General features: G+C 60.0%; 17 protein-coding genes and 1 pseudogene. 10 read left to right on the top strand and 8 right to left on the bottom strand.

From position 1 onward, the window contains the following. Positions 1 to 525 precede the first annotated feature (525 nt). The 5 genes from ntrC to glnA form a co-directional block, all read right to left on the bottom strand. A complete protein-coding gene (gene ntrC, locus BLU24_RS26840) occupies positions 526 to 1,962 on the bottom strand; it encodes a nitrogen regulation protein NR(I) (RefSeq protein WP_093105931.1) in 1,437 nt (478 codons plus the stop codon). Continuing rightward, the gene (gene glnL / locus BLU24_RS26835) at positions 1,959 to 3,044 is read right to left on the bottom strand and encodes a nitrogen regulation protein NR(II) (RefSeq protein WP_090280248.1); all 1,086 of its coding nucleotides are present in this window, start codon (positions 3,042 to 3,044) and stop codon (positions 1,959 to 1,961) included. The genes ntrC and glnL overlap by 4 nt, the downstream gene beginning before the upstream one ends. Before the next feature lie 230 nt (positions 3,045 to 3,274). Next, a complete protein-coding gene (locus BLU24_RS26830; RefSeq protein ID WP_093105928.1) occupies positions 3,275 to 3,892 on the bottom strand; it encodes a DUF4124 domain-containing protein in 618 nt (205 codons plus the stop codon). Further along, a complete protein-coding gene (locus BLU24_RS26825; protein WP_093105924.1) occupies positions 3,889 to 4,401 on the bottom strand; it encodes a DUF4124 domain-containing protein in 513 nt (170 codons plus the stop codon). The genes BLU24_RS26830 and BLU24_RS26825 overlap by 4 nt, the downstream gene beginning before the upstream one ends. 284 nt (positions 4,402 to 4,685) lie before the next feature. Then, positions 4,686 to 6,092: a type I glutamate--ammonia ligase gene (gene glnA, locus BLU24_RS26820; RefSeq protein ID WP_090280253.1), complete on the bottom strand. Its 1,407-nt coding sequence runs from the start codon at positions 6,090 to 6,092 to the stop codon at positions 4,686 to 4,688. A 328-nt stretch (positions 6,093 to 6,420) separates the two neighbouring features. On the opposite strand from glnA, the gene thiI reads away from it, so the two are divergent. After that, positions 6,421 to 7,875, top strand: a complete 1,455-nt coding sequence (gene thiI / locus BLU24_RS26810) for a tRNA uracil 4-sulfurtransferase ThiI (protein WP_093105919.1) — start codon at positions 6,421 to 6,423, stop codon at positions 7,873 to 7,875. 139 nt (positions 7,876 to 8,014) lie between these two features. After that, positions 8,015 to 9,835, top strand: coding sequence for a translational GTPase TypA (gene typA, locus BLU24_RS26805; protein WP_090280259.1), 1,821 nt, complete (start codon positions 8,015 to 8,017; stop codon positions 9,833 to 9,835). Positions 9,836 to 10,112: 277 nt separating this feature from the next. On the opposite strand, the gene BLU24_RS26800 is transcribed toward typA, so the two are convergent. Then, positions 10,113 to 10,550, bottom strand: coding sequence for a YkgJ family cysteine cluster protein (locus BLU24_RS26800; RefSeq protein WP_065615414.1), 438 nt, complete (start codon positions 10,548 to 10,550; stop codon positions 10,113 to 10,115). 259 nt (positions 10,551 to 10,809) lie between these two features. On the opposite strand from BLU24_RS26800, the gene BLU24_RS26795 reads away from it, so the two are divergent. From BLU24_RS26795 to BLU24_RS26770, 6 genes are all read left to right on the top strand, one after another. Beyond that, positions 10,810 to 13,260 carry a glycogen/starch/alpha-glucan phosphorylase gene (locus tag BLU24_RS26795; protein WP_090280262.1) on the top strand — a complete coding sequence of 817 codons (2,451 nt, stop codon included), beginning with the start codon at positions 10,810 to 10,812 and terminating at the stop codon, positions 13,258 to 13,260. A 255-nt stretch (positions 13,261 to 13,515) separates the two neighbouring features. Continuing rightward, on the top strand, positions 13,516 to 17,100 hold the full coding sequence (locus BLU24_RS26790) for a DUF2339 domain-containing protein (RefSeq protein ID WP_093105915.1): 3,585 nt from the start codon (positions 13,516 to 13,518) through the stop codon (positions 17,098 to 17,100). Continuing rightward, positions 17,097 to 18,461 carry a DUF3999 domain-containing protein gene (locus tag BLU24_RS26785; RefSeq protein WP_093105910.1) on the top strand — a complete coding sequence of 455 codons (1,365 nt, stop codon included), beginning with the start codon at positions 17,097 to 17,099 and terminating at the stop codon, positions 18,459 to 18,461. The genes BLU24_RS26790 and BLU24_RS26785 overlap by 4 nt, the downstream gene beginning before the upstream one ends. A gap of 330 nt (positions 18,462 to 18,791) precedes the next feature. Continuing rightward, entirely contained in the window at positions 18,792 to 19,802 is a 1,011-nt protein-coding gene (locus tag BLU24_RS26780; RefSeq protein WP_039756611.1) for a class 1 fructose-bisphosphatase, read from the top strand. A 2-nt stretch (positions 19,803 to 19,804) separates the two neighbouring features. Next, on the top strand, positions 19,805 to 20,407 hold the full coding sequence (locus BLU24_RS26775) for a DUF924 family protein (RefSeq protein ID WP_093105905.1): 603 nt from the start codon (positions 19,805 to 19,807) through the stop codon (positions 20,405 to 20,407). Positions 20,408 to 20,645: 238 nt separating this feature from the next. Next, positions 20,646 to 21,788: an IS481 family transposase gene (locus BLU24_RS26770; protein ID WP_093103282.1), complete on the top strand. Its 1,143-nt coding sequence runs from the start codon at positions 20,646 to 20,648 to the stop codon at positions 21,786 to 21,788. A gap of 90 nt (positions 21,789 to 21,878) precedes the next feature. Here BLU24_RS26770 and BLU24_RS28340 read toward each other — a convergent pair whose 3' ends face one another. Together BLU24_RS28340 and BLU24_RS28335 are read right to left on the bottom strand one after the other, a co-directional pair. Then, positions 21,879 to 22,643 carry a methyl-accepting chemotaxis protein gene (locus tag BLU24_RS28340; protein ID WP_442965792.1) on the bottom strand — a complete coding sequence of 255 codons (765 nt, stop codon included), beginning with the start codon at positions 22,641 to 22,643 and terminating at the stop codon, positions 21,879 to 21,881. Between the two features lie 141 nt (positions 22,644 to 22,784). Next, positions 22,785 to 23,636: pseudogene (locus BLU24_RS28335) on the bottom strand (cache domain-containing protein); the annotation flags it as partial. A gap of 418 nt (positions 23,637 to 24,054) precedes the next feature. Here BLU24_RS28335 and BLU24_RS26760 point away from each other — a divergent pair. Then, the gene (locus BLU24_RS26760) at positions 24,055 to 24,309 is read left to right on the top strand and encodes a hypothetical protein (protein ID WP_093105895.1); all 255 of its coding nucleotides are present in this window, start codon (positions 24,055 to 24,057) and stop codon (positions 24,307 to 24,309) included. Between the two features lie 29 nt (positions 24,310 to 24,338). Further along, positions 24,339 to 24,908 carry a lipocalin family protein gene (locus tag BLU24_RS26755; protein WP_093105890.1) on the top strand — a complete coding sequence of 190 codons (570 nt, stop codon included), beginning with the start codon at positions 24,339 to 24,341 and terminating at the stop codon, positions 24,906 to 24,908. Positions 24,909 to 24,983 lie beyond the last annotated feature (75 nt).

Genomic DNA, 24,983 nt, shown 5'->3' with positions numbered 1-24,983 from the left:
AGAGGGAACCCCCGGCCTGCCTGTACCAAGGATCCCAAAAGGGTGAGCTCGTCGCGTTGCGACATGGGCCCGATGTAAAGAGGGGAATCCCCGGCCTGCCTGTACCAAGGTCCCCGAAAAGGGTGGTGAAACGAATCACCTGCAAGGGTTATTGCAGGGGGCGTGCCAGGTTTTAATCTGCTGTAACAAAAAGGCTGTTCAGAAATACGAAAGCCCCGGCTTTCGGGGCTTTCGCTTGTACGGCTTGTGAGGGTTTCAGCTTTTTCGATGGCAAGCGTGGCGAGGTCGCTATGCGCGATCACGGGTCATTGTGCATTGATGCGGTGCACGGTGGCCCTCACCCTGACCCTCTCCCGGAGGGAGAGGGGACTGACCGAGTTGCCTGGTCAAGTTACGCCGACCTGAGATACCGAGCCGAACTCAAGCTTTGAAAACGCTCGGGATCTGCTCCCTCTCCCATTGGGAGAGGGCTGGGGTGAGGGGGCTGGATCTCGAATACACCGACAATCTCAAGCGAACGAAGCTTTATCCTTCTTCCCCCTCATCATCATCGCCACCATCAACCTTCATCCCCAATTCCTTGATCTTGCGAGTCAGGGTATTACGCCCCCAACCCAGCAATACCGCAGCATCACGGCGGCGGCCGGCCGTATGTTTCAAAGCCGTCTCGATCATGATCCGCTCAAACGCCGGCACGGCGCTGTCGAGCAGACTCGACTGACCACGCGCCAAGGCCTGATCGGCCCACTGACGCAGCGCCTGTTCCCAGTTGGTCACCGGCGCCGAATCCTGCGGCAGGTTCAGCAGTTCTGGCGGCAAGTCGCTGATGTGCACTTCGCGCCCGGAAGCCATCACCGTGATCCAGCGGCAGGTGTTCTCCAACTGACGAACGTTGCCCGGCCACGGCAGGTTTTTCAGGTATTCCTCGGTCTCGCTTTTCAGCAGCTTCGGCTCGACCGCGAGTTCCTGGGCGGCGCGGCTGAGGAAGTGTTTGGCCAGGGTCGGGATGTCTTCGCGACGATCCGACAGGCGCGGGATGTGAATGCGGATCACGTTGAGGCGGTGGAATAAGTCCTCACGGAATTTGCCGGCATGCACCAGGGTTTCCAGGTTCTGGTGCGTCGCGGCGATGATGCGCACGTCGACCTTGACTGGCACATGCCCGCCCACCCGATAGAACTCGCCGTCGGCCAGCACGCGCAACAGACGCGTCTGGGTGTCGGCCGGCATGTCGCCGATTTCATCAAGGAACAGGGTGCCGCCATCCGCCTGTTCAAAACGGCCGCGACGCAAATTCGCCGCTCCGGTGAACGCGCCTTTTTCATGGCCGAACAGCTCGGATTCCATCAGATCCTTGGGGATCGCTGCCATGTTCAGCGCAATGAATGGCGAAGCCGCGCGTGGGCTGTGACGATGCAGGGCGTGGGCGACCAGTTCTTTACCGGTACCCGACTCACCGTTGATCAGCACGGTGATGTTGGAATGGCTCAAGCGGCCGATGGCGCGAAACACTTCCTGCATCGCCGGCGCTTCGCCGATGATTTCCGGGGTGCGGGTCAGTGCCGGTACGACTTCCAGTCCTTGCTGTTCCTGAGCGTGCTGATTGGCACGCTTGACCAGCGAAACGGCCTCGTCGACATCGAACGGCTTGGGCAAGTATTCAAACGCGCCGCCCTGATACGAGGCGACCGCGCTGTCCAGATCGGAGTGAGCGGTCATGATGATGACCGGCAACCGCGGGTGCTGTTCACGAATCCGCGCCAACAGGTCCAGACCGCTGGCGCCGGGCATGCGGATGTCGGAGATGATCACGTCCGGCTGCTGCCGCGCCAGACGACTCATCACGCCGTCGGCGCTGTCGAAGCTCTGCGTGGTCATGCCTTCCTGTTGCAAGGCCTTTTCCAGAACCCAACGGATAGAACGGTCGTCATCGACGATCCACACGGTTTCACTACGGCTCATGTCGATGTGGCTCCTTGTTCCAGTGGCAGGAAGATCGAGAACGTGGTGTGGCCTGGATGGCTCTCACACTCGATCAGGCCCTGATGCTGACTGATGATGTTCTGGGTAATGGCCAGGCCCAGCCCGGTACCGTCCGGGCGACCGCTGACCATCGGAAAGAAAATGGTTTCCTGCAGTTCCGCAGGGATGCCCGGGCCGTTGTCGATGATTTCGATCTTGGTCACCAGGCGATGGCGGATATGGCCGATGGTGAACTGGCGCATGGCACGGGTGCGCAGGCTGATGCGGCCCAGACGCAGCTCATTCTGGCTGCTGATCGCCTGCATCGCGTTGCGCACGATGTTCAATACCGCCTGGATCATCTGCTCGCGGTCGATCAATACGTCAGGAATGCTCGGGTCATAGTCGCGCACCAGGGTGATGCAACCCTGGCTTTCGGCCTCGACCAGTTGGCAGACGCGTTCGAGCACTTCGTGAACGTTGCACATCGCCAGCGACGGCAGCTTGTTGGAACCGAGCATGCGGTCGACCAGATTGCGCAGGCGGTCGGCCTCTTCAATGATCACGTTGGTGTAGTCGCGCAGGCTGTCTTCCGGCAGTTCGCGGGCCAGCAATTGCGCGGCACCACGAATCCCGCCGAGCGGATTCTTGATTTCATGGGCGAGGCCGCGCACCAGCATCTTGCTGGTTTCCTGCTTGGACAACTGTGCCTCTTCCTTGGTGATCCGCAGCAAGCGGTCACGCGGGTGGACTTCCAGCAAAAGCAGGGTTTCGCCATTGCTGAGGATTGGCGTTACCGCGTAATCCACGGTCAGCGTCTGGCCGGTCAGCGCGGTGAGCATCGCTTCGCGCTTGGTAAACGGATGCGCTTGCTCGACTGCCTGGCGCAGGGAGTTGAGCGCCTCGGGGGATTCGGTGAACAGTTCGCTGATGAACTGGCCATGGCTGCGCTGACCGCTGACGGCCAGCAGCATTTCCGCCGCCGGGTTCATGTACTCGAGGCGCAATTGCGCGTCGAGCAGGATGGTCGCGGTGGTCAGGTTGTCGAGCAGCAAACGATGGATTGCGTCGCTTATGGTCATCTGGACCCCTTTTGGAGCAAGGCGTGCGCGAGAACTAAGCGCTGATACCGGGAAAATGCAAAAACCAAACCAAGGCTCCGAAAAGAAGCGTTTAACGCCTGAAACAGGCGTTTGACGCGCGTTTGTATGGCACGAAGCCAGCTCAATCGGGAAGATTCGAACCAAAATGGGTTGGAATTTGAGTAGGGTGCAGCTTAGCGCACCAATACAGTGCGCTTCGCTCGGTAGCGTCAGAAGAAGCGCAGGAAGGGGTTTTTCGGTTCTTCAGGTTTGTCTTTCAGCGGGCATTCCGGCCGCACGCCGTAATCGTCTTTGGTACAGGGTTTGACTTGGCGTTTCTGTGCCAGGGAGATGCGCAGCATGTGGAAGGGTTGGTTGGCGGTGCGTTCGACGGTGCGCCCGTCAGCGTCGAGAATTTCTGCCGACAGGTGGTGGCTGCCGCGATCGATATTGCTCAGCGGGAAGACCGGGCTCAGGCCGGGCTCGCCAGTGGGCTGGCCGTCCAGCAACAAGCGGTAGCGGTGACCTTCTTGAAGGGCCGGCTCGCTGGTGATGCTGACAATCAGTTCCCCGGCACTGCTGCGGATGGTCGCATCGGGCTCGGGCACCAGAACGCGCAGCATGTCGTAATGAAACGGTGGCTGCGGCGTGGCGTTCCTGGTTTGGCGGCTCGGTGCAGAGCCGGTCGGGGTGGCAGGCATACGATTGCTGGTGGCGATCGGCACACGCTTGGCGTTGCCGCGCGGTTGGTCGGTGTAGACGCGATTGCCGTGGGCATCGATATAGGTGAACACCTCCGCCGAAGCGGGCAGGGCGAGCAGGCAAAGGATCAGGACCACACCTTTCATGGGCGGTGCACCCGCTGCACGGTGAAGACCGCGGGTGGGCTTTGCTGAATGATGGTCTGGCCGTCGATCACCTGCACCGCGAGACGATGCTCGCCACGGTCGACATTGACCAGTTGCAGGCTCGGCACGTTGCTCGGTTGGCCGTAGGGTTCGTCGTCGAGTACCAGTCTTAATTGATGCGGCGACTGCAGGCGCGGCTTGATCAGCACATTGACGGTGAAGGTGCCGTTGTTGGCGCGCAAGGCTTCTTCCGTGGGCAGGCCGGCCAGTTCAAGGATTTCGTAGGCATTGCGCGGAGGCTGTGGCGTCTCGGCCTCTGGCAGGGGCGGCGTACCTGGCGCTTGCGGCTCGACACGGTTCAACGGCGGCAGCTCAACCGGCTGCGCCTTCACGCCGTCCGGCGAATGATCGCTGTAGACCGTGTTGCCGTTGGCGTCGGTGTATTTGTAGATCTGCGCAGCGGCGGGCAGGGCGATCAGCAGCAGAATGTAGAGAAAGATGCGACCCATGAACTCGACCGGGATTGAAAGCGATGGGTAGCAGCATAGGACAGGTGGGGCGGTTGGCCCAACTTGCGACACATCCAAAGATCATTCAAACACCACAAATCCCTGTAGGAGTGAGCCTGCTCGCGATCGCGGTGGATCATCAAGAAAATTGGCGACTGACACGCCGCCATCGCGAGCAGGCTCACTCCTACAGGGGACGTGGTTGGCCGCAAAATCGAGGCAATAAAAAAGGCCTCCCGAAGGAGGCCTCTTTTTGTCACGCCGCGTTACGCAGCGCTACCGGATCAGCAGCTGTAGTACAGCTCATATTCCAGTGGGTGTACGAAGGTGCGAACCTTGATTTCTTCTTCCGATTTCAGCGCGATGTAAGCGTCGATGAAGTCGTCGGAGAATACGCCGCCCTTGGTCAGGAACGCGCGGCCCTTGTCCAGCTCTTCCAGTGCTTCCTTCAGGCTGCCACAAACCTGTGGGATCTCTTTCGCCTCTTCAGGCGGCAGGTCGTACAGGTTCTTGTCGGCGGCATCGCCTGGGTGGATCTTGTTCTGGATACCGTCCAGACCGGCCATCAGCAGTGCTGCGAAAGCCAGGTACGGGTTGGCAGCCGGATCCGGGAAGCGTGCTTCGATACGGCGGGCTTTCGGGCTCGACACGTAAGGAATGCGGATCGAAGCGGAACGGTTGCGAGCCGAGTAGGCCAGCATGACCGGCGCTTCGAAGCCTGGTACCAGACGCTTGTACGAGTTGGTGGCCGGGTTGGTGAAGCCGTTCAGAGCCTTACCGTGCTTGATGATGCCGCCGATGAAGTACAGGGCGGTATCGGACAGGCCGGCATAGCCTTCACCGGCGAAGGTGTTCTTGCCGTCTTTCCAGATCGACATGTGTACGTGCATGCCCGAACCGTTGTCGCCGTACAGTGGCTTCGGCATGAAGGTCGCGGTGCGGCCGTAAGCGTCAGCAACGTTGTGGACAACGTACTTCAGGGTCTGGGTTTCGTCGGCTTTCTTCACCAGGGTGTTGAACTTGACGCCGATTTCGTTCTGGCCGGCAGTCGCCACTTCGTGGTGGTGAACTTCAACGGTCAGGCCCATTTCTTCCAGTGCGTTGCACATGGAGGTACGGATTTCGTGGTCGTGGTCGAATGGCGGAACCGGGAAATAGCCACCCTTGACGCCTGGACGGTGACCTTTGTTGCCACCTTCGACGTCCTGGTCGGACATCCACGAACCTTGCTCGGAGTAGATCTTGAACATCGAACCGGAGATGTCCGACTTGAATTTCACCGAGTCAAAAATGAAGAACTCAGGCTCTGGACCGGCGAATACGGTGTCACCGATACCGGTGGCTTTCAGGTGTTCTTCGGCGCGCTTGGCGATCGCACGTGGGTCGCGGTCGTAGCCTTGCATGCTCGAAGGTTCGATGATGTCGCACACCAGGATCAGGGTAGCGTCTTCGGTGAACGGGTCGAGAACGGCAGTTTCGTCAACCGGCATCAGGATCATGTCGGAGGCTTCGATGCCTTTCCAGCCAGCGATGGAGGAACCGTCGAACATCTTGCCGACTTCGAAGAAGTCGTCATCCAGCGCATCGCGAGCCGGCATGGTCACGTGGTGCTGAGTGCCTTTGGTGTCCGTGAAGCGCAGATCAATCCATTTGACGTCATGATCTTTGATGAGTTGAACCGTCTTCGACATACTGTCCTCCGGGTGGCTTAGGGCTAGTAGTGGATGCCCTTAAAGTTGGGTGATGCCGGCGCGAATACTCTGCCAAGGCAACCTGCCTCACAAGGGAGCAAATTGCATGCCAGTGCCCCAGCATGGGTTTTTTGCCCCAATTTCATGCTTATAAAGGCTTCAAGCGGCCTGATTGCGAAAATATCGCCCTTTAATGTGGCGGTGCAAATCGAAAACGACCCGTTTTGGTGCATGCAAAACGTTCTGCATATTAACTGGTTAAACCTTGAGCAATTTCCGCTATAATCCGCGCCCCCCTTTTTCGGCTGGCCGTGCGCGCGCTGTTTTCATGAAACTAATCGTAAAAGTCTTCCCCGAGATCACCATCAAAAGCCGACCTGTCCGGACGAAGTTCATCCGCCAGTTGGCCAAGAACATCCGCACCGTGCTCCGCGACCTGGACCCGGCAGTGGTGGTGAACGGCGTGTGGGACAATCTCGAGCTGGAAACCCGCGTTACCGACCCCAAAGCCTTGAAAGAGATGGGCGAGCGCCTGACTTGCATGCCGGGTATCGCGCATTTTCTGCAGATCGACGAGTACCCGCTGGGCGACTTCGACGACATCACCGAGAAGTGCAAACAGCATTACGGCGCGGCCCTGGCCGGGAAGATTTTTTCGGTGCGCTGCAAGCGCGCCGGCAAGCATACGTTCAGTTCGATGGACGTCGAAAAATACGTCGGCAGCAAGCTGCGTCGCGAGTGCGGTGCGGCCGGAATCGACCTGAAAGCGCCGGAAATCGAAGTCCGCATCGAAGTTCGCGACAAACGGTTGTTCGTCATCCACAGCCAGCACAACGGCATTGGCGGCTACCCGCTCGGTGCGCTGGAGCAGACGCTGGTGTTGATGTCCGGCGGCTTCGACTCGACCGTGGCGGCCTACCAGATCCTGCGTCGTGGCCTGATGACGCACTTCTGCTTCTTCAACCTGGGCGGTCGTGCCCACGAATTGGGCGTGATGGAAGTCGCGCATTTCATCTGGAAGAAGTACGGCAGCTCGCAACGCGTGCTATTTGTCAGTGTTCCGTTCGAGGAAGTCCTCGGCGAAATTCTCGGCAAAGTCGATAACAGTCATATGGGCGTGGTTTTGAAGCGTATGATGTTGCGCGCGGCGTCGAACATCGCCGAGCGCCTGCACATTGATGCGCTGGTCACCGGCGAAGCGATCTCCCAGGTATCGAGCCAGACGCTGCCGAACCTGTCGGTGATCGACTGCGTGACCGACAAGCTGGTCCTGCGCCCACTGATCGTGGCGCACAAACAAGACATCATCGACACCGCGAACGAGATCGGCACCGCCGATTTCGCCCGGCACATGCCGGAATACTGCGGGGTCATTTCGGTCAACCCGAAAACGGCCGCCAAACGCGGTCGGGTTGAGCACGAAGAGCAGCAATTCGACATGGCGGTGCTCGAGCGTGCGCTCGCCAATGCCAAACTGGTGCCAATCGATCGGGTAATCGACGAACTGGGCCAGGACGTACAGATTGAAGAAGTCAGCGAAGCACTGGCCGGCCAGATCGTGATCGACATCCGTCACCCGGATGCCGCCGAGGATGAGCCGCTGGAACTCGCTGGCGTAGAAGTACAGACGATGCCGTTCTATGCAGTGAACGCTCGTTTCAAGGAGCTGGATCCGACTCGCCAGTACCTGCTGTATTGCGACAAAGGCGTGATGAGTCGCCTGCATGCTCACCATTTGCTCAGTGAGGGGCATGCCAATGTGCGCGTTTATCGACCGAGCTAAGTGCCCGGGGCTGTTTGCCTGTGGCCTGCGTCACCGGCCCCCCGACACCGCCGTCAAGCTGTAACGGCCATGCCGGACACTACTGCTAATCGCTGCCAAGACTTGTCAGCAAACCGAATCCTCTGATCGAGATACACAAGTGATCGAAAATCTACGCAACATCGCCATCATTGCCCACGTTGACCACGGTAAGACCACCCTGGTAGACAAACTCCTGCGTCAATCCGGCACCCTGGAGCGCAACGAGCTCAACGACGAGCGCGTGATGGACTCCAACGACCAGGAAAAAGAGCGCGGTATTACCATTCTGGCGAAGAACACCGCCATCAACTGGAACGGCTACCACATCAACATCGTGGACACCCCGGGCCACGCCGACTTCGGCGGCGAAGTTGAACGCGTAATGTCGATGGTCGACTCCGTTCTGCTGCTGGTTGACGCTCAAGACGGCCCTATGCCGCAAACCCGTTTCGTGACCAAGAAGGCTTTCGAAGCCGGCCTGCGTCCAATCGTGGTGATCAACAAGGTTGACCGTCCAGGCGCGCGTCCGGACTGGGTTCTGGACCAGATCTTCGACCTGTTCGACAACCTCGGTGCGACCGAAGAACAACTGGACTTCCAGGTTGTTTACGCTTCGGCCCTGAACGGTATTGCCGGTCTGGACCACACCGCCATGGGCGAAGACATGACTGCGCTGTACCAGGCAGTCGTCGATCACGTTCCGCCTCCGGCCGTTGACCGTGACGGTCCGTTCCAGATGCAGATCTCCGCTCTGGACTACAACAGCTTCCTGGGTGTTATCGGTGTTGGCCGTATCGCTCGCGGTCGCGTCAAGCCGAACACTCCGGTTGTGGCGATCGGTGCCGACGGCAAGCGCCGTAACGGCCGTATCCTGAAACTGATGGGTCACCACGGTCTGCACCGCGTTGACGTTGAAGAAGCTGCGGCAGGCGACATCGTCTGCATCAGCGGTATGGACTCGCTGTTCATCTCCGACACCCTGTGCCACCCGGACACCGTCGAGGCGATGAAGCCGCTGACCGTCGACGAGCCAACCGTTTCGATGACCTTCCAGGTAAACGACTCGCCATTCTGCGGTAAAGAAGGCAAGTTCGTGACGTCCCGTAACATCAAGGACCGTCTGGACAAAGAGCTGCTGTACAACGTTGCACTGCGCGTTGAAGAAGGCGACTCGGCTGACAAGTTCAAGGTTTCCGGCCGTGGTGAGCTGCACCTCTCGGTACTGATCGAAACCATGCGTCGCGAAGGCTTCGAGCTGGCCCTGGGCCGTCCTGAAGTGATCATCCGTGAAGTTGACGGCGTGAAGCAGGAACCGTTCGAAAACGTGACCATCGACATCCCTGAAGAATCCCAGGGCAAGGTCATGGAAGAGATGGGCCTGCGTAAGGGCGACCTGAGCAACATGGTGCCGGATGGCAAGGGCCGTGTTCGCCTGGAATACAACATCCCTGCTCGCGGTCTGATCGGTTTCCGTAACCAGTTCCTGACCCTGACCAACGGTGCTGGCATCCTGACCTCGATCTTCGACCGCTACGACACCGTCAAGTCGGGCCATATGTCCGGCCGTCAGAACGGCGTTCTGGTTTCGGTTGAAACCGGCAAGGCACTGACCTACTCGCTGGAAACCCTGCAGGCTCGTGGCAAGCTGTTCGTAGAACACGGCCAGGAGATCTACAACGGTCAGATCGTTGGTCAGAACAGCCGCGACAACGACCTGGGTGTAAACCCAACCAAGGGCAAGAAGCTCGACAACATGCGTGCTTCGGGTAAAGACGAAACCATCGCTCTGGTTCCACCGGTGAAGTTCACCCTGGAACAGGCTCTGGAATACATCCAGGAAGACGAGCTGTGCGAAGTCACGCCTAAGTCGATCCGTCTTCGCAAGAAGATCCTCGACGAAAGCGAGCGTACCCGCGCTGCCAAGAAAGCCAAGGCGTAATTTAGCCCGCGCTTGAAAAAACGCCCCCGGTCGCGAGACCGGGGGCGTTTTTGTTTGTCTGGAGGAAATGCAGGTTGGGCCTTGAAGATCAAAAGCCCCTCACCCTAGCCCTCTCCCAGAGGGATAGGGGACTGATTGGGGATGCTCAAGGGATACGCCGGCCCGTCCGTGCTGCAGCGAATCCACAATCGACCGGGTATTTCAGGTAGATGGAGAACGCAAGGCACCTCGGTCGGCTCCCTCTCCCTCGGGAGAGGGCTGGGGTGAGGGTAAGCGTTTAAAACTTCTCGATCGCGCGGAAATTCTGTTCGCGCACCACTTCCTTCGGCTTATAAGCGCAATACCCCGGCCGCGGGCCGATTTTCGGGTGGTTGCGGCAGGTGTCCGGGCGCTTGTCATAAATGGTGCACAGGCGGCTCTTACGATCCAGGTAATAGCAATCGTTGTTGCTCATGCGCTGGAGGGTGAAGATTCCCGACTTCTGATTGAAACGCTCAACCAGGCCTTCCTTTTGCAAACGCTTGGCGATGTTCTTCGGCGGATCGCCCAGTTCGAACTCGTCGACCACACCGATGCGCACCAGATCCTTGATCTTCACCTCAACCGGCAGCGTGCAGCAGCTGGACATGCACGAGCCGCACATCGGCGCCGAATATTTGGCCCACGTATCGAGACGATCGATCTCGGCGGCGGCGATCAGGTTGGGTTTCATCATCGGGAGTTACCAGAGGTGTATGCATCAGGGCGCGCGATCATACCGGGACCGGTGGATTTTTGAACAACCTTTCGCCAGATTTTTCTTGATGCCGGCACTTTGCCGGGCAACTCGGCACGGCCCCTGCATTCATTGGTTCATCCGCCAAGGTTATGCCGGACTACCTCACAGTCTCCGGAAATACAGCCGAACCAGAGCCGTTACCGTCGGTCAGACCGTCTAGGCTCAGACAATTCCCCGCTCGCTCGAGGTCCTATTGATGACTCAAGAACCACTAGTTCGCGAAGCAGAGGTGGCCGCATTCCGCGACGCCGTCCTGACCAAACTCACCTATGCAGTGGGCAAGGATCCCGATCACGCCTTTGACCATGACTGGTTCGAAGCCATCGCCCTGGCGGCGCGTGATCACATGGTCGAACACTGGATGGACCACACCCGGCAGATCTACCGCAAAGGTCAGAAGCGGGTGTATTACCTCTCGCTGGAATTCCTCATCGGCCGCTTGCTCTACGACAGCCTGAGCAACCTTGGTCTGCTCGACGTCGCCCGTGAGGCCTTGACCGAACTGGGCGTCGATCTGGAGCGCATCCGTTTGCTGGAGCCCGACGCAGCGCTCGGCAACGGCGGCCTCGGACGTCTGGCGGCGTGCTTCATGGAAAGCATGTCGACCCTCGGCATTGCCGGGCACGGCTATGGCATTCGTTATGAGCACGGCTTGTTCCGTCAGGCGATTGTCGATGGCTGGCAACAAGAGCAGACCGAACACTGGCTGGATTTCGGCAACCCGTGGGAATTCGAGCGGCCGGAAGTGGTGTACCCGATCGGCTTTGGCGGCAGCGTCGAAACCGTCACCGACGCCAATGGCAAAACCCGCCAGGTCTGGTCGCCGGCGGAAACCGTGCGCGCAATTGCTTATGACACCCCGGTGGTCGGCTGGCGCGGCGCCAGCGTCAACACCTTGCGCTTGTGGCGTGCGCGGGCGATGGAAGAGTTGCATCTGGAGCGTTTCAACGCCGGTGACCACCTCGGTGCCGTGGCCGAAGTAGCTCGCGCCGAAAGTATTTCGCGCGTGCTCTACCCGGCGGACAGCACCGAAGCAGGCCAGGAACTTCGCCTGCGTCAGGAATACTTCTTCGTCGCCGCGTCGCTGCAGGATCTGCTGCGCCGTCACCGCAACATGCACACCTCGGTGCTGACGCTTGGTGATCATGCGGCGATCCAGCTCAATGACACCCACCCGTCGATTGCCGTCGCCGAACTGATGCGTCAATTGGTCGACGTCTACGACGTGGCGTGGGATGCGGCATGGCAGGTAACGGTCGACACGCTGTCGTACACCAACCACACCTTGCTGCCCGAGGCGCTGGAAACCTGGCCGGTCGGCCTGATGGAGCGCATGCTGCCGCGGCACATGCAGATCATTTATCTGATCAACGCCCAGCACATCGACTCGCTGCGGGCCAAGGGCATTCACGATTTCGACGTGCTGCGCGCGGTGTCGCTGATCGAAGAAGACAACGGCCGCCGCGTGCGCATGGGCAACCTCGCGTTCCTCGGCTCGCACAGCGTCAACGGCGTGTCCGGGCTGCACACGCAACTGATGCGCAAAACCGTATTCGCCGAATTGCACAAACTCTACCCGGAGCGGATCAACAACAAGACCAACGGCATTACCTTCCGCCGCTGGCTGTTCCAGGCCAACGCCGAGCTGACGTCGATGCTGGTCGATGCTGTGGGTCCGGAGATACTCGACCATCCCGAAGAACGTCTGCTCGAACTGGAGCCGTTCGCTGAGAAAACCGCGTTCCGCAAAGCTTTTGCCGAACAACGCCTGCACAGCAAAAAGGCCTTGGCCTACCTGATTCACGAGCGTCTGGGCATTGCCGTCAACCCGGCGGCGATGTTCGATGTGCAGGTCAAACGCATCCACGAATACAAGCGCCAGTTGCTCAACCTGTTGCACACCGTCGCGCTATATCAAGCGATTCGTGCCGAGCCGGAAGTCGACTGGGTGCCACGGGTGAAAATCTTCGCCGGCAAGGCCGCAGCGAGTTATCACCAGGCCAAACTGATCATCAAACTGACCAACGACATCGCCCGGGTGGTCAACAACGACCCGACGGTGCGCGGCTTGCTCAAGGTGGTGTTCCTGCCTAACTACAATGTCAGCCTGGCGGAGAGCATCATTCCGGCGGCGGACTTGTCCGAGCAGATCTCCACCGCCGGTTTCGAGGCGTCGGGCACCAGCAACATGAAGTTCGGTCTCAACGGCGCGTTGACCATCGGCACCCTCGACGGTGCCAACGTGGAGATGGCCGAGCGCATCGGTGCCGAGCACATGTTTATCTTCGGCCTCAGTGCGCAGCAGGTTGAAGCGCGCAAACAGAACCACGAGTTCAGCGCCTTGCCGGACATCGCCGCGTCGCATCGTCTGAACGATGTGCTGCAAGCGATCCGCAGCGGTGTGTTCTCGCCCGACGACACCTCGCGTTACACCGGGCTGATCGATTCGTTGATCGACTACGACCGTTTCCTGGTCTGCGCCGATTTCGATTCGTACTGGGAAGCGCAGAAGCGCGTGGAAGCGCACTGGCACGATTCCAATAACTGGTGGCGTTCGGCAGTGCTGAACACGGCGCGCATGGGCTGGTTCTCGTCTGACCGGACCATTCGCGAGTACGCCACCGATATCTGGAAAGCGCTGGAGTAACTTTCCGCAACAAATTTGCGCAAGGCCCAACGTTTGTTGGGCCGGATCGATATACTGAGCGCCGGTTACCGGATGCATCAGTCACCACCCATGCCCTGTGGGGGGCGAGCCTGCTCGCGATAGCGTTGTCACATTAAACAGAAATGTTGACTGACAAAGCGCTTTCGCGAGCGAGCTCGCTCCCACGGGGTTTGTGCCTAGACTGAAGCCATCGCCGGACTCGCCCCGCCCCGGGGCTGCTTAGGGATATCGACCATGCAATGGATGTTCATGTTGATCGGGCTGATGCTCGGTGGACTGCTCGACGAGTCGTTCAGCGCTGCGCTGTTGGGCGCGCTGCTCGGGCTGGCGATTGCGCAGACGATGCGCATCGCGCGGCTCGGTAAGTTGACGGCTGCGCAACAGCAGCAACTCGAGCAAGCGGAAGTCGCCTTGCAAGGCGTCGAGCAGCGGCTGTTTCTGCTCGAAGGCGCGCCGCTTCATGCTGCGCCACCGCCGTCTCCTGCGCCCGTCGCTGAGCCTGTCGCCGAGTCTGTCGAAGTCTTCGAGCAAGCCGCGGCGCCTGAACTTATCTGGGAGCTGCCGCCCGAACTCGAGCCGATCACCGCCGCCAACCGTGAAACCAGCCAGCCGCTGCCGGACGATGTCTGGCGCGCCGAACCGGCCCCTCGTGAACCGCACATTCCTGCCGAACCCCGTGGGCCGAACCTGATTGAGCGTGGCATCAGTGCGGCACGCAACTGGCTGTTCGGTGGCAACACAGTGCTGCGCGTGGGCGTGGTGCTGCTGTTTTTCGGTCTGGCGTTTTTGCTGCGTTACGCCACCGAAGGCATGGTGGTGCCGATCGAGTTGCGTTACGCCGGGGTTGCGGCTGCCGCGTTGGGCCTGCTTGCGCTGGGCTGGTGGCTGCGCCGGCGCAACACACACTATGCGTTGATGCTGCAGGGTACCGGGATCGCGGTGCTGTACCTGACGGTGTTCGCGGCGATGCGCTTGCATCCGCTGCTCGATCCTTCCGCCGCGCTGGGCCTGCTGGTGGCGGTGACGGTGTTCTCGGCCATTCTGGCAATCACCCAGGATGCGCTGGGGCTGGCCGCTGCGGCAGCCTTGGGCGGTTTTGCTGCGCCGATCCTGACCTCAACGGGGGAAGGCAATCACGTCGCGCTGTTCAGTTATTTCGCCCTGCTCAACGCCGGCATTCTGGCGATTGCCTGGTTCAAGGCCTGGCGCCTGCTCAATCTAATCGGCTTCGTGGGCACCTTCGGCATCGGTTTCGCCTGGGGGCTACGTTACTATGTTCCGGAGCTGTTGTGGAGCACCGAGCTGTTCCTGATTCTGTTTTTCCTGATGTACCTGGCCATCGGCTTGCTGTTTGCCCGACGCAAGCTGCTCGACCTGAGCGATACCCCGGCGGACGCCGATCGCGAGGCGTTGTTGCGCTGGTCGGCGCGCAAGGGCGATTACGTCGACGGCACGATGTTGTTCGGCCCGCCGATCATTGGTTTCGGTTTGCAGTTCGCCATCGCCCAGCACCTGGAATTTGCGGCGGCGTTCAGTGCCTTGGCGCTGGGCATGCTCTATATGGGACTGGCCAAAGTATTGATGGGTGGGCGCGCAGTGTTGCTGGGCGAAACCTGTCTGGCGCTCGGGGTGATTTTTGCCAGCCTGGCGATTCCGTTGGGGCTCGATGCGCGCTGGACGTCAGCGGCATGGGCGGTGGAAGGGGCGGGGATTTTCTGGCTTGGCCTGCGCCAGCATCGACCGTTCGCGCGGGCCTTTGCGCTGTTGCTGCAATTGGGTTCGGCGTTGGCCTTCCTGAACGAATTGCGTTTTGGCGAAAACAGTTTGCTCGACGGTTCTCCATTGGGCGCGTTGATGCTCGGCGGTGCGCTGCTGTTCAGCTTCTACCAATTGCGCAAAACAGTAGTGGAGCAGACCGCGCCGTGGGAGCGCCAGGCGTTGCCAGTGCTGGCGAGCCTGGGCCTGACATTCATGTACCTGCTGGCGCCGCTGTTCTTCTTCATACAGGGCACGGCGATCAGTTGGGCGCTGGCCGGACTGGCGACGTTGTGGGTCGGTCTGCGCATACAATCGCGCACGTTCCTGTTCAGCGCGTTCGCGGTGCAATTGCTCGGTGGCGCGTTGTTCCTGTTACGCCTGCAAGGCGCGGGCGAGGATTCGTCAGCAGTGTTCAGCGCGGGCTGGAGCGGATTGCTCAGCGCATCGCTGATCGGTCTGGCACTGATCGCCGGCATGTTGCTGGCGGCACGCGATGACATGGTACGCAGCGACGTGCGTCTGCTGCGCGGCCTGTCCGTGGTGCTGTTGGCCGGCCTGGTGTTGATCAATCTGGCCGTGCTGTTTGTCCTGCCGTGGCAAACCGCGAGCGCGGTGTGGGCGGCCAGTGGTCTGCTGATTATCTGGCTGAGCCTGTATCTGCAGCAGCGCGTCAGCTTCGTGTTCGGTCTGCTGTTGCAGGTGATCGGCGGCGCAGCATTTTTGTTCGCTGGCCCGGAGCTACTGGGTCCGTTGTCCAGCGAAGGCTTGAAACCGCTGGCCCATGGTGGCTTCTGGACGCCGCTGGTGCTGGGGTTGGCGGCGATGATCGGTGCGTGGCGCTTGCAATTGGGCAACCACGCTTCGGCGTTTGACGTGTTGAGTTTGCAGCGCCTTTCCGAAGTGTTGCTGGTATGGGGCGCCGCTTGGTGGGCGCTGGCGTGGATCAGTGAAGTGCTGCGCTTTGCACCGGCCAATCTGCAAGTCACTTTACTGCTGTTGGTGGCGGCGCTCAGCGTGGCGCTGTGGACGTTGGCGTCACTGCGGCTGAAATGGCCGGCGCTGGGCTTGCTTTGCACCTTGCTGATGCCGGCGGCAGCGCTGGTATTGCTCGGCGCATGGCAGTCGCGTTATCACCCGGCGGCCGACTTCGGCTGGCTGGCCTGGATGCTGGTATTCGCCGTGCATTTCTTCAGCCTGCGCCGCCTCGCGCCGATGCTTCCGGCACGCGCTTCAAGTACCGCGCATGTACTCGGTTGCTGGCTGCTGATCGGCGTGCTGGCGCTGGAGTTGCGTTACGGTCTGCTGCTGTTGTCCGAGCAGTACAACGCTTGGCGCTGGCTGGGCTGGGCGATTCTACCGAGTGTCTATCTGTTGCTGGCGGCGGCACCGCGCGCCTGGCCATGGCCGGTATCGGCATTTGCCCGCGAGTACCGCTTGTACGCCGCTGCGCCGCTGGCCGTGTTGATGCTGGCGTGGTTCTGGCTGGCCAACGGTGTCAGCGATGGCAACGCCGAACCGCTGCCTTATGTGCCGCTGCTCAACCCTCTGGAGCTGGGGCTGCTGTTTGCCTTGTTCGGCGTTTATGTGTGGTCGCGCAGTGCGGTGGCACAACTGTCGATACGCCGGGACTACGCCGACACCGCCACACAACTGATCGCCGGGGTTTCGCTGTTTGCCTTCTGCACGGCGCTGGTGACCCGCGCCGCGCATCATTGGGCCGGCATCCCCTTCGAACTGGACACGCTGCTCGCCTCGATGCTGGTGCAGGCCGGCTTGTCGATCGTCTGGACGCTGATGGCGCTGGGGCTGATGATCGGCGGTCATCTGCGCCATCGGCGCGAAGTGTGGCTGATCGGCGCGGCGCTGATTGCGCTGGTGGTGGCAAAACTGATTTTTGTCGAACTGAGCAACCGTGGCGGCCTCGCCCGGATCGTCTCGTTTATCGGCGTCGGCGTGTTGCTGCTGGTGGTGGGCTATTTTGCCCCGTTGCCGCCCAAGCGCGTTGAAGCCGAACCGGCGGCGGACAAGCCCGCCACGGAAACCGAAGGAGTTGTCTCTTGAGTCGCATGCTGAATCTGGGTTGGTTGGCGTTGGGCGTGGTGTTGGCTGCCGGCGCCCAGGAAAAACCTGCGGACTTCGCCACGCAGGTGCCGCTGTCGGTCAGCGGCAACGGCCCGTGGTATCGCCTCGAATTGCCGCTTAGCGTGCAACTGCAGGCACGCCAGACTGACCTCGGCGACTTGCGCGTGTTCAACGCTGCCGGTGAACCGCAGGCTTACGCGCTGGCCCGCGAATCCGCGCAGACCCGCGATGACGGTCAGTTGCACGACGTCAAATGGTTCCCGCTGTACAACGCCGCAGATGCCGGCGAGCGCGCACCAAACGTGCGCGTGCAATCGACCACCAGCGGCACGCTGGTCGAAGTGCAGCCGTCCAGTCAGCTGGAAGCCGGGGAAGAAGTGCTGCGTGGCTGGCTGCTCGATGCCAGCGCGATCAAGGCACCCTTGCAGCAACTGGTCCTCGACTGGACCAGCGAGCGCGACGGCTTCCAGCGTTTCAGCATCGAAGCCAGCGACGACCTGCAACATTGGCAGGCATGGGGCGAAGGCCAGGTTGCTCGGCTGACGTTCTCCGATGAGCGCATCGAACAGCACGAAGTGACCCTGCCGGGGCTGACCGCGCGGTATGTGCGCCTGCTCTGGGAGTCGCCGGGTTCAGCGCCAATCCTTACTTCGGCGCAACTGAAGAGCAGCGACCCGCGTCATTTACCGCTGCCGTTGGTCTGGTCGCAAACCGTGGCCGGCAGCAGCACCAAGGCCGGGGAATACACCTGGCAGTTGCCGATGGGGCTGAATGTCGAGCGCGTGCAGGTCGAACTGAAGCAGCCGAACAGTCTGGCGCCGGTCACGTTGGCTGGCCGCCGCGAGAGCAGTTTGCCGTGGCAGATGCTGAGCAGTGGCTTGTTGTATCGCCTGATCCAGAACAATCAGGACGTGGTGCAGAACGAAATCCCTCTCGCCGGGCAGACCGTGCAGCAATTGAAGCTGACCGTGGATGAGCGCGGCGGCGGGCTGGGTGAGCAGGCGCCGGATCTGAAATACGCAGTGCGCGCCACGCAGGTGATTTTCCTCGCCCGGGGCGATGGGCCGTACAGTCTCGCCTTGGGCAATGCCACGGTGAAAACGGCGAACCTGCCGTTGACCACGCTGATTCCGGATTTCAAACCGCAGATGCTGGCGACGCTGGGCAAGGCCTCTGTGCAGAGCGAAACCGTGGTGACGCAGACCTCGACGGCGACCACGGCGGCGGTGGCCGGGACCAACTGGAAGAAGATCGGACTGTGGGCGGTATTGCTGTTGAGCGTGGTGTTTCTGGGTGCGATGGCGTTCAGCCTGTTGCGCAAGCCGTCCGCCAACAACTGAGAAGGGCTGGCGCCGCGCACCATTCGTGAGCAGGCTCGCTCCCACAAGTGACCGCATTTCTTCATGTGGAATGCGGTTCTTGTAGGAGTGAGCCTGCTCGCGATAGCGGTCTTCCAGCCTACAAAAATCTTCAAACTGCCGCATCAGCCAGGCACCAATAGTCCCGAACCGGTCTACGCTGAAATCCACCACCTGAACTCTCCACCGACAATCACGTCTGATGCAGGCAAATACGCCCGACGCACGTTAGCGGGCGTCTTCGCTCGCTAGGTTTTCAGACTCCCTGTAAACTGCGCGGGTTTTTAGCCCCCCATTCCACCGGAGCCGTCCATGTCCCGCGTTACCTTGAGTCGCTATTTGATTGAGCAGACCCGCAGCAACAACACTCCTGCCGATCTGCGCTTTTTGATCGAAGTGGTGGCGCGTGCCTGCAAGGAAATCAGCCACGCCGTGTCCAAAGGCGCCCTCGGTGGTGTTCTGGGCAGCATGGGCACTGAAAACGTCCAGGGCGAAGTGCAGAAGAAGCTCGACGTGCTGTCGAACGAGATCCTGCTCGAAGCCAACGAATGGGGCGGTCACCTGGCAGGCATGGCATCCGAAGAAATGGACAATGCCTACCAGATTCCAGGTAAATACCCGAAAGGCGCCTACCTGCTGGTATTCGACCCACTGGACGGTTCGTCGAACATCGACATCAACGCTCCGGTCGGCACCATTTTTTCGGTACTGCGTTGCCCGAACGAATACCTCAGCCAGAACGAGCCGCTGAACGAAAAGGCCTTCCTGCAACCTGGCACTCAACAAGTGGCCGCCGGTTACGCGATCTACGGTCCGCAGACCATGCTGGTGCTGACCCTGGGCGACGGCGTCAAAGGTTTCACCCTCGACCGCGAAATGGGCAGCTTCGTACTGACCCACGAAGACATCACCATTCCTGAAACCACTCAGGAATTCGCCATCAACATGTCCAACCAGCGTCACTGGGAAGCCCCGGTACAGCGCTACGTCGGCGAGTTGCTGGCCGGTGAAGAAGGTCCGCTGAAAAAGAACTACAACATGCGTTGGGTCGCAGCGATGGTTGCTGACGTGCACCGCATCCTCACCCGTGGCGGTCTGTTCATGTACCCGCGCGACAGCCGTGAGCCGTCCAAGCCGGGTAAGCTGCGCCTGATGTACGAAGCCAACCCGATGTCGTTCCTCGTCGAACAAGCGGGCGGCGCGTCCACCGATGGTCACCAGCGCATCCTCGACATTCAGCCTGAAGGCCTGCACCAGCGTGTAGCGGTATTCCTCGGCTCGAAAGAAGAAGTCGCGCGCGCCACGGCTTACCACAAGGAATAACCGTGACTGCGCCCTGGCAGCCGTTGCTTGACTGGTGGTTCGGACACGCCGAATCACCCGACGCAGTAGCGGCTGACAAGGGCAAGTTGTGGTTCGGCAAGCGAGCCAGCCAGGACCTCGAAGCGCAGACGCGTTTCGGGGTCTTTGTCGATCAGGCCCTGGCCGGCGAATTGACCGAGTGGACGCAATGTCCCGAAGGTTGGCTGGCGGTAGTGCTTTTACTCGATCAACTGCCGCGCATGATCCATCGCAACACCCCCAAAGCCTACTCCGGTGATTTACGCGCGCAGAAACTCGTCGCCCAAGGCATTGCGGCGGATTTTGATCGGCAGCTGAAACCGATCCAGCGTGTGTTCATTTATCTGGTATTCGAACACTGCGAAAACCTCGCAGTGCAGAACGAAGCGGTGTCGCGATTCATCGAACTGGTGGCGGAACAGCCTGAGGATGAGCGGGCGGTGTTCGCCGATAATCTGGATTACGCCGAGCGGCATCGCAAGGTGATCGCCCGGTTTGGCCGGTTTCCGCATCGCAATGCGATGTTGGGGCGGGAATCTACGGCTGAGGAATTGGTGTTTCTTTCTGAGCCTGGGTCGCGGTTTTAAAGGCTTTCCCTCACCCTAACCCTCTCCCGGAGGGAGAGGGGACTGACCGAGTTGTCTGGACTTGATACATCGACCTGCAAACTTCGAGTCGAACTCAGGTTTGCACAGCATGAAGATCTGCTCCCTTTCCCCCTCGCCCCCTTGGGGGTGTATGTACCGGACACATGGTAGACACATGTTCGGAGACATGGTGGACACTTTTAAATAGACACATTGCTCATCGCGAAGGAGATGGCCTGTGTCTTGGGAAGAGGTGTCCACCGTGCAGCTTCGTACAGAATTTGTACTTTTGGCTCGGAAAGAAGGAGCCAATGTTCGGCAGCTTTGCCGCCGATTCAATATCAGCCCAAACACTGCCTACAAATGGCTCAAGAGGTTTGAAACCTCAGGTGCAGAGGGATTGATCAATCAGTCTCGACGACCCAAAACATCACCCAAACGCTGCGCTGATGAGGTTGAGCAGCAGATTCTGACCGCGAGTCAGGAGTACGCGGCTTGGGGCGCTCGCAAGCTCAAGCGCGTGCTGGAAAACAGCGGCGCAGTGATGCCTTCTGTCAGTACTGTGCATGCGGTTTTGCAGCGTCATTCGCGCATTGATCCAAAGGCCGCTGAGATCAAACCGTTTATCCGGTTCGAGCATGAAGCGCCCAATGATCTTTGGCAGATGGACTTCAAGGGGCATATCAGCCTGGCTCGGGGGCGTTGCCATCCGTTGACGATATTGGACGATCATTCACGGTTTTCGCTGTGCATCGCGGCATGCATCAATGAGCAGCGTGAAACCGTCCAGGAGCATCTAATCCGGGTCTTTCAGCGTCATGGCCTGCCTTTGCGCATGACGATGGACAACGGTTCGCCCTGGGGTGACCAGACGGGCGTTTATACCGCGCTGGAGGTCTGGCTGATGAGCCAAGGCATCAAGGTCGGCCACTCTCGTCCTTATCATCCGCAAACCCAAGGAAAGCTGGAACGCTTCCACCGCAGCCTGAAAAATGAAGTCCTGCGAGACCGGCACTTTATCGATCTCAACGACGCGCAACGGGCGTTTGATATCTGGCGTGATATATACAACCAGAAGCGCCCGCATCAAGCGCTGGACATGCAGGTTCCCGCTACTCGTTACAGCAGCAGCTCACGGGAATATCAGGAGCAACCTGCGGCCCCGGAGTACGACGAGGGTGATGTGGTCAGGAAGGTTCAGGCGAAGGGCGAGATTTACTGGGGGAATCGTGAATACGCGGTCGGAAAGGCGTTTCACGGGAGATCAGTTGCTATCCGGGAAACGATGGAAGACGGCATCCACGATGTCTACTGGAGTAGACATCGTATCGCCCGAATCGACTTGAACTTGCAGATCGTGACGGCAGGTAAGAAGATCTAAACCGTCCACCATGTCTCCGAACATGTGTCTACCATGTCTCCGGTACATACAGGGGGAGAGGGTTGGGGTGAGGGGGTATGCTCTTGATCTTCAGATCCTGAAACTACCCACCAAATGTTTGAGGCGCGCCGCCTGCTGCTCCAGGTCCGAACACGCGCGCAAGGTCGCCTGCAGGTTTTCCACCCCTTCCTGATTCAGCGTGTTGATCTCGCTGATATCCACATTGATCGACTCGACCACTGCCGTTTGCTCTTCAGTCGCGGTGGCGACCGACTGGTTCATGCCGTCGATCTCGCCGATACGCTGGGTCACACTGCCGAGGCGTTCGCCGGCCTGGTTGGCGATGCCGACGCTGCTTTCGCTCTCGCGCTGGCTCTCGGTCATGATGCTCACCGCCTGACGCGCGCCGACTTGCAGTTCTTCGATCATCTTCTGCACTTGCTGCGCCGAATCCTGAGTGCGGTGGGCGAGGTTGCGCACTTCGTCGGCGACCACGGCGAAACCCCGACCGGCCTCACCGGCGCGCGCCGCTTCGATCGCCGCGTTGAGGGCGAGCAGGTTGGTTTGCTGGGAAATGCTGGTGATCACTTCGAGAATCTGGCCGATGTTCACCGTGTTGTTGTTGAGGGTTTCGATGTTGCCGCAGGAATCGCTGATCTTCGCCGACAGCTGCTGCATGGCGTGGATGGTTTTATCCACCACTTGCTGGCCTTCGACGGCGAGGCCGCGCGCATCACTGGAGTGCTGCGAGGCGAGGGCGGCGTTCTGGGCGATTTCCTGGGCGGCGGCGCCGAGCTGGTTGATCGCGGCGGCGACGCTGTTGGTGCGGGTGGCTTGCTGGTCGGAGTTGTACATCGACGAATTCGACGCGGCGACCACGCGCAGGGCGACTTCGTTGACTTGGCCGGTGGCCGAGGACACTTCGCGGATCGAGGTGTGAATACGCTCGACGAAGCGGTTGAACGAGGTGCCCAGCGCGCCGAATTCATCGTTGCCGTGAATCACCAGACGCTTGGTCAGGTCGCCTTCACCTTCGGCAATATCGTGCATGGCGCGGCCCATGGTCAGCAGCGGTTGCATCAACACGCGAATCAGCATACCCAGCAACGCCAGAATGATGACCACGGCAATGGCCATGGCGATCAACGCCGACGTGCGGAATTCGCTGAGCATGGCGAACGCGGTGTCTTTGTCGAGCACTAGCGCCACGTACCAGTCAGCCGACGGCACGCCATTGACGCGGGTAAACGAGATCAACTGGGTCTTGCCGTCGAATTCGACTTCTTTCAGGCCCGGGCTGACCTTCGGCGCGCCATTTGGATAGGCCTCGGCGAGGGTCTTGAGCACCAGTTTGTTGTCCGGGTGGATGAGGATCTTGCCCTCGGCGCTGACGATGAACGCATGGCCGTGACCGCCGAAGTTCAGCGAGTTGATGATTGCGCTGACGCTGGTCAGATCGATATCTGCGCCGGCGACGCCGAGCATCTGGCCCTGGCGTTGCACCGGCGTGGCCACGGTAATCACCAGCTTGCCCGAGGAGGCGGCAATGTACGGTTCGGTGACGATGGTCTGTTGCGCGGAGTTGGCCGCTTTGTACCAGCCGCGGGCGCGCGGGTCGTAATCCGGCGCGCGATTGCCGGCCGGTATCGAGAACATCACGCCGTCCGCGCCGCCAAAGTAGCTGAGCTGAAAATTGCCGGTGTAGGCGGGCAGGTCGATGATGCGTTTGAGGCTGGCCGGCGCGTTGCCGTCAACCGCCACTTGCTGGGATAACGATTGCAGCAACTGGATGCGGCTTTCCAGCCAGGTCTGGATGTTGCTGGTGGTCAGGCTGCCCAGTTCCTGCATGGTCGCTTCGGTACTGCTGCTCAGGGCCTGACGTTGGCGATAGTCGTTGAACAGAATGAAACAGGCGAACGCAACGGCCACCACAAGGGCGGCAGCCAACAAGATTTTATGGCTGAATTTCAGGTTTCTGGTCATCGAATGAACTACCGAGCAAGGGCTGGTCAGGAAAGGGCGGCAATTTGCCATATTCCCTAGCGTTCCGCTGCTCTTATTTCGACCGGCGCGCGCTAAAGATTAGGCGTGCTGGCGGAAAATCGACGAAATGCTCTATAGCCCTACAAAGTGTCTGATTTAACCGATAAATGCCGGACGGGCGGATGAACAAATAGCCATCTCGTCAGGGAACCAGAGGAGGGTTTTCTCTTCTAAGCTTCTGGTTGGCACCATGCCAGCCCCCTTCCGCTCCAGGAGTTACACCATGTCGCTGCGATCTCTCGCCCTTCTGTGCTTTTGCGTGCTGCTGGCCGCATGCAGCAAGGTCAATCAGGAAAACTACTCGAAGCTCTCGGCCGGCATGGCCAAGGCCGAAGTCGAGACCCTGCTGGGCAAACCGACTGATTGCTCGGGCGCGCTCGGCATGTCAAGTTGCACCTGGGGCGACAAGAACAGCTTTATCAGCGTGCAGTACGCCGGTGACAAAGTGCTGATGTTTTCCGGCCAAGGCCTGAAGTAAACCGGGGCGTCGCGCCCACGGAGAAAAAAATGAAGCGGTTATTGTTAGTTCTTTTTGCCGGCCTGGTTTTGGCTGGCTGCGCCACTTCCGGCGTCGACTCGTTGGCACCGAAGACCGTCAACAGCGTCAATCTCAAGCGTTATCAAGGCACCTGGTACGAGTTGGCGCGTCTGCCGATGTACTTCCAGCGCAACTGCGCGCAATCCGAAGCGCATTACTCCCTCAAGCCTGACGGCAACGTCGCGGTGCTCAACCGCTGCCTGACCCCGGACTGGCAATGGGAAGAGGCCAAGGGCACGGCTTATCCGCAAGTGCCGGGCAAGACCGACAAGTTGTGGGTCGAGTTCGACAACTGGTTCTCGCGCCTGCTGCCGGGCGTGGCCAAAGGTGAATACTGGGTGTTGTACGTCAGCGACGACTACAAGACCGCCATCGTCGGCGACCCGAGTCGCAAGTACATGTGGCTGCTGTCGCGTACACCGACCGTCAACGGAGTGGTGCGCGAGGACTTGCTGAGCAAGGCGCGTCAGCAAGGGTATGACACCACGCGGCTGATCTGGCGGGCGACGGATCGGCAGATGGCCAAGACTTCGAACTGAAGAACACTGCAAAACCTTGTAGGAGTGAGCCTGCTCGCGATAGCGGTGTGTCAGAACATGAATATGTAACTGACA

This window comes from Pseudomonas sp. Z003-0.4C(8344-21) (genome assembly GCF_900104975.1).
Lineage (GTDB): Bacteria > Pseudomonadota > Gammaproteobacteria > Pseudomonadales > Pseudomonadaceae > Aquipseudomonas > Aquipseudomonas granadensis.
The sequence above is the reverse complement of the archived record's forward strand: the minus strand, read 5'-3'. Positions and strand labels throughout refer to the sequence as shown.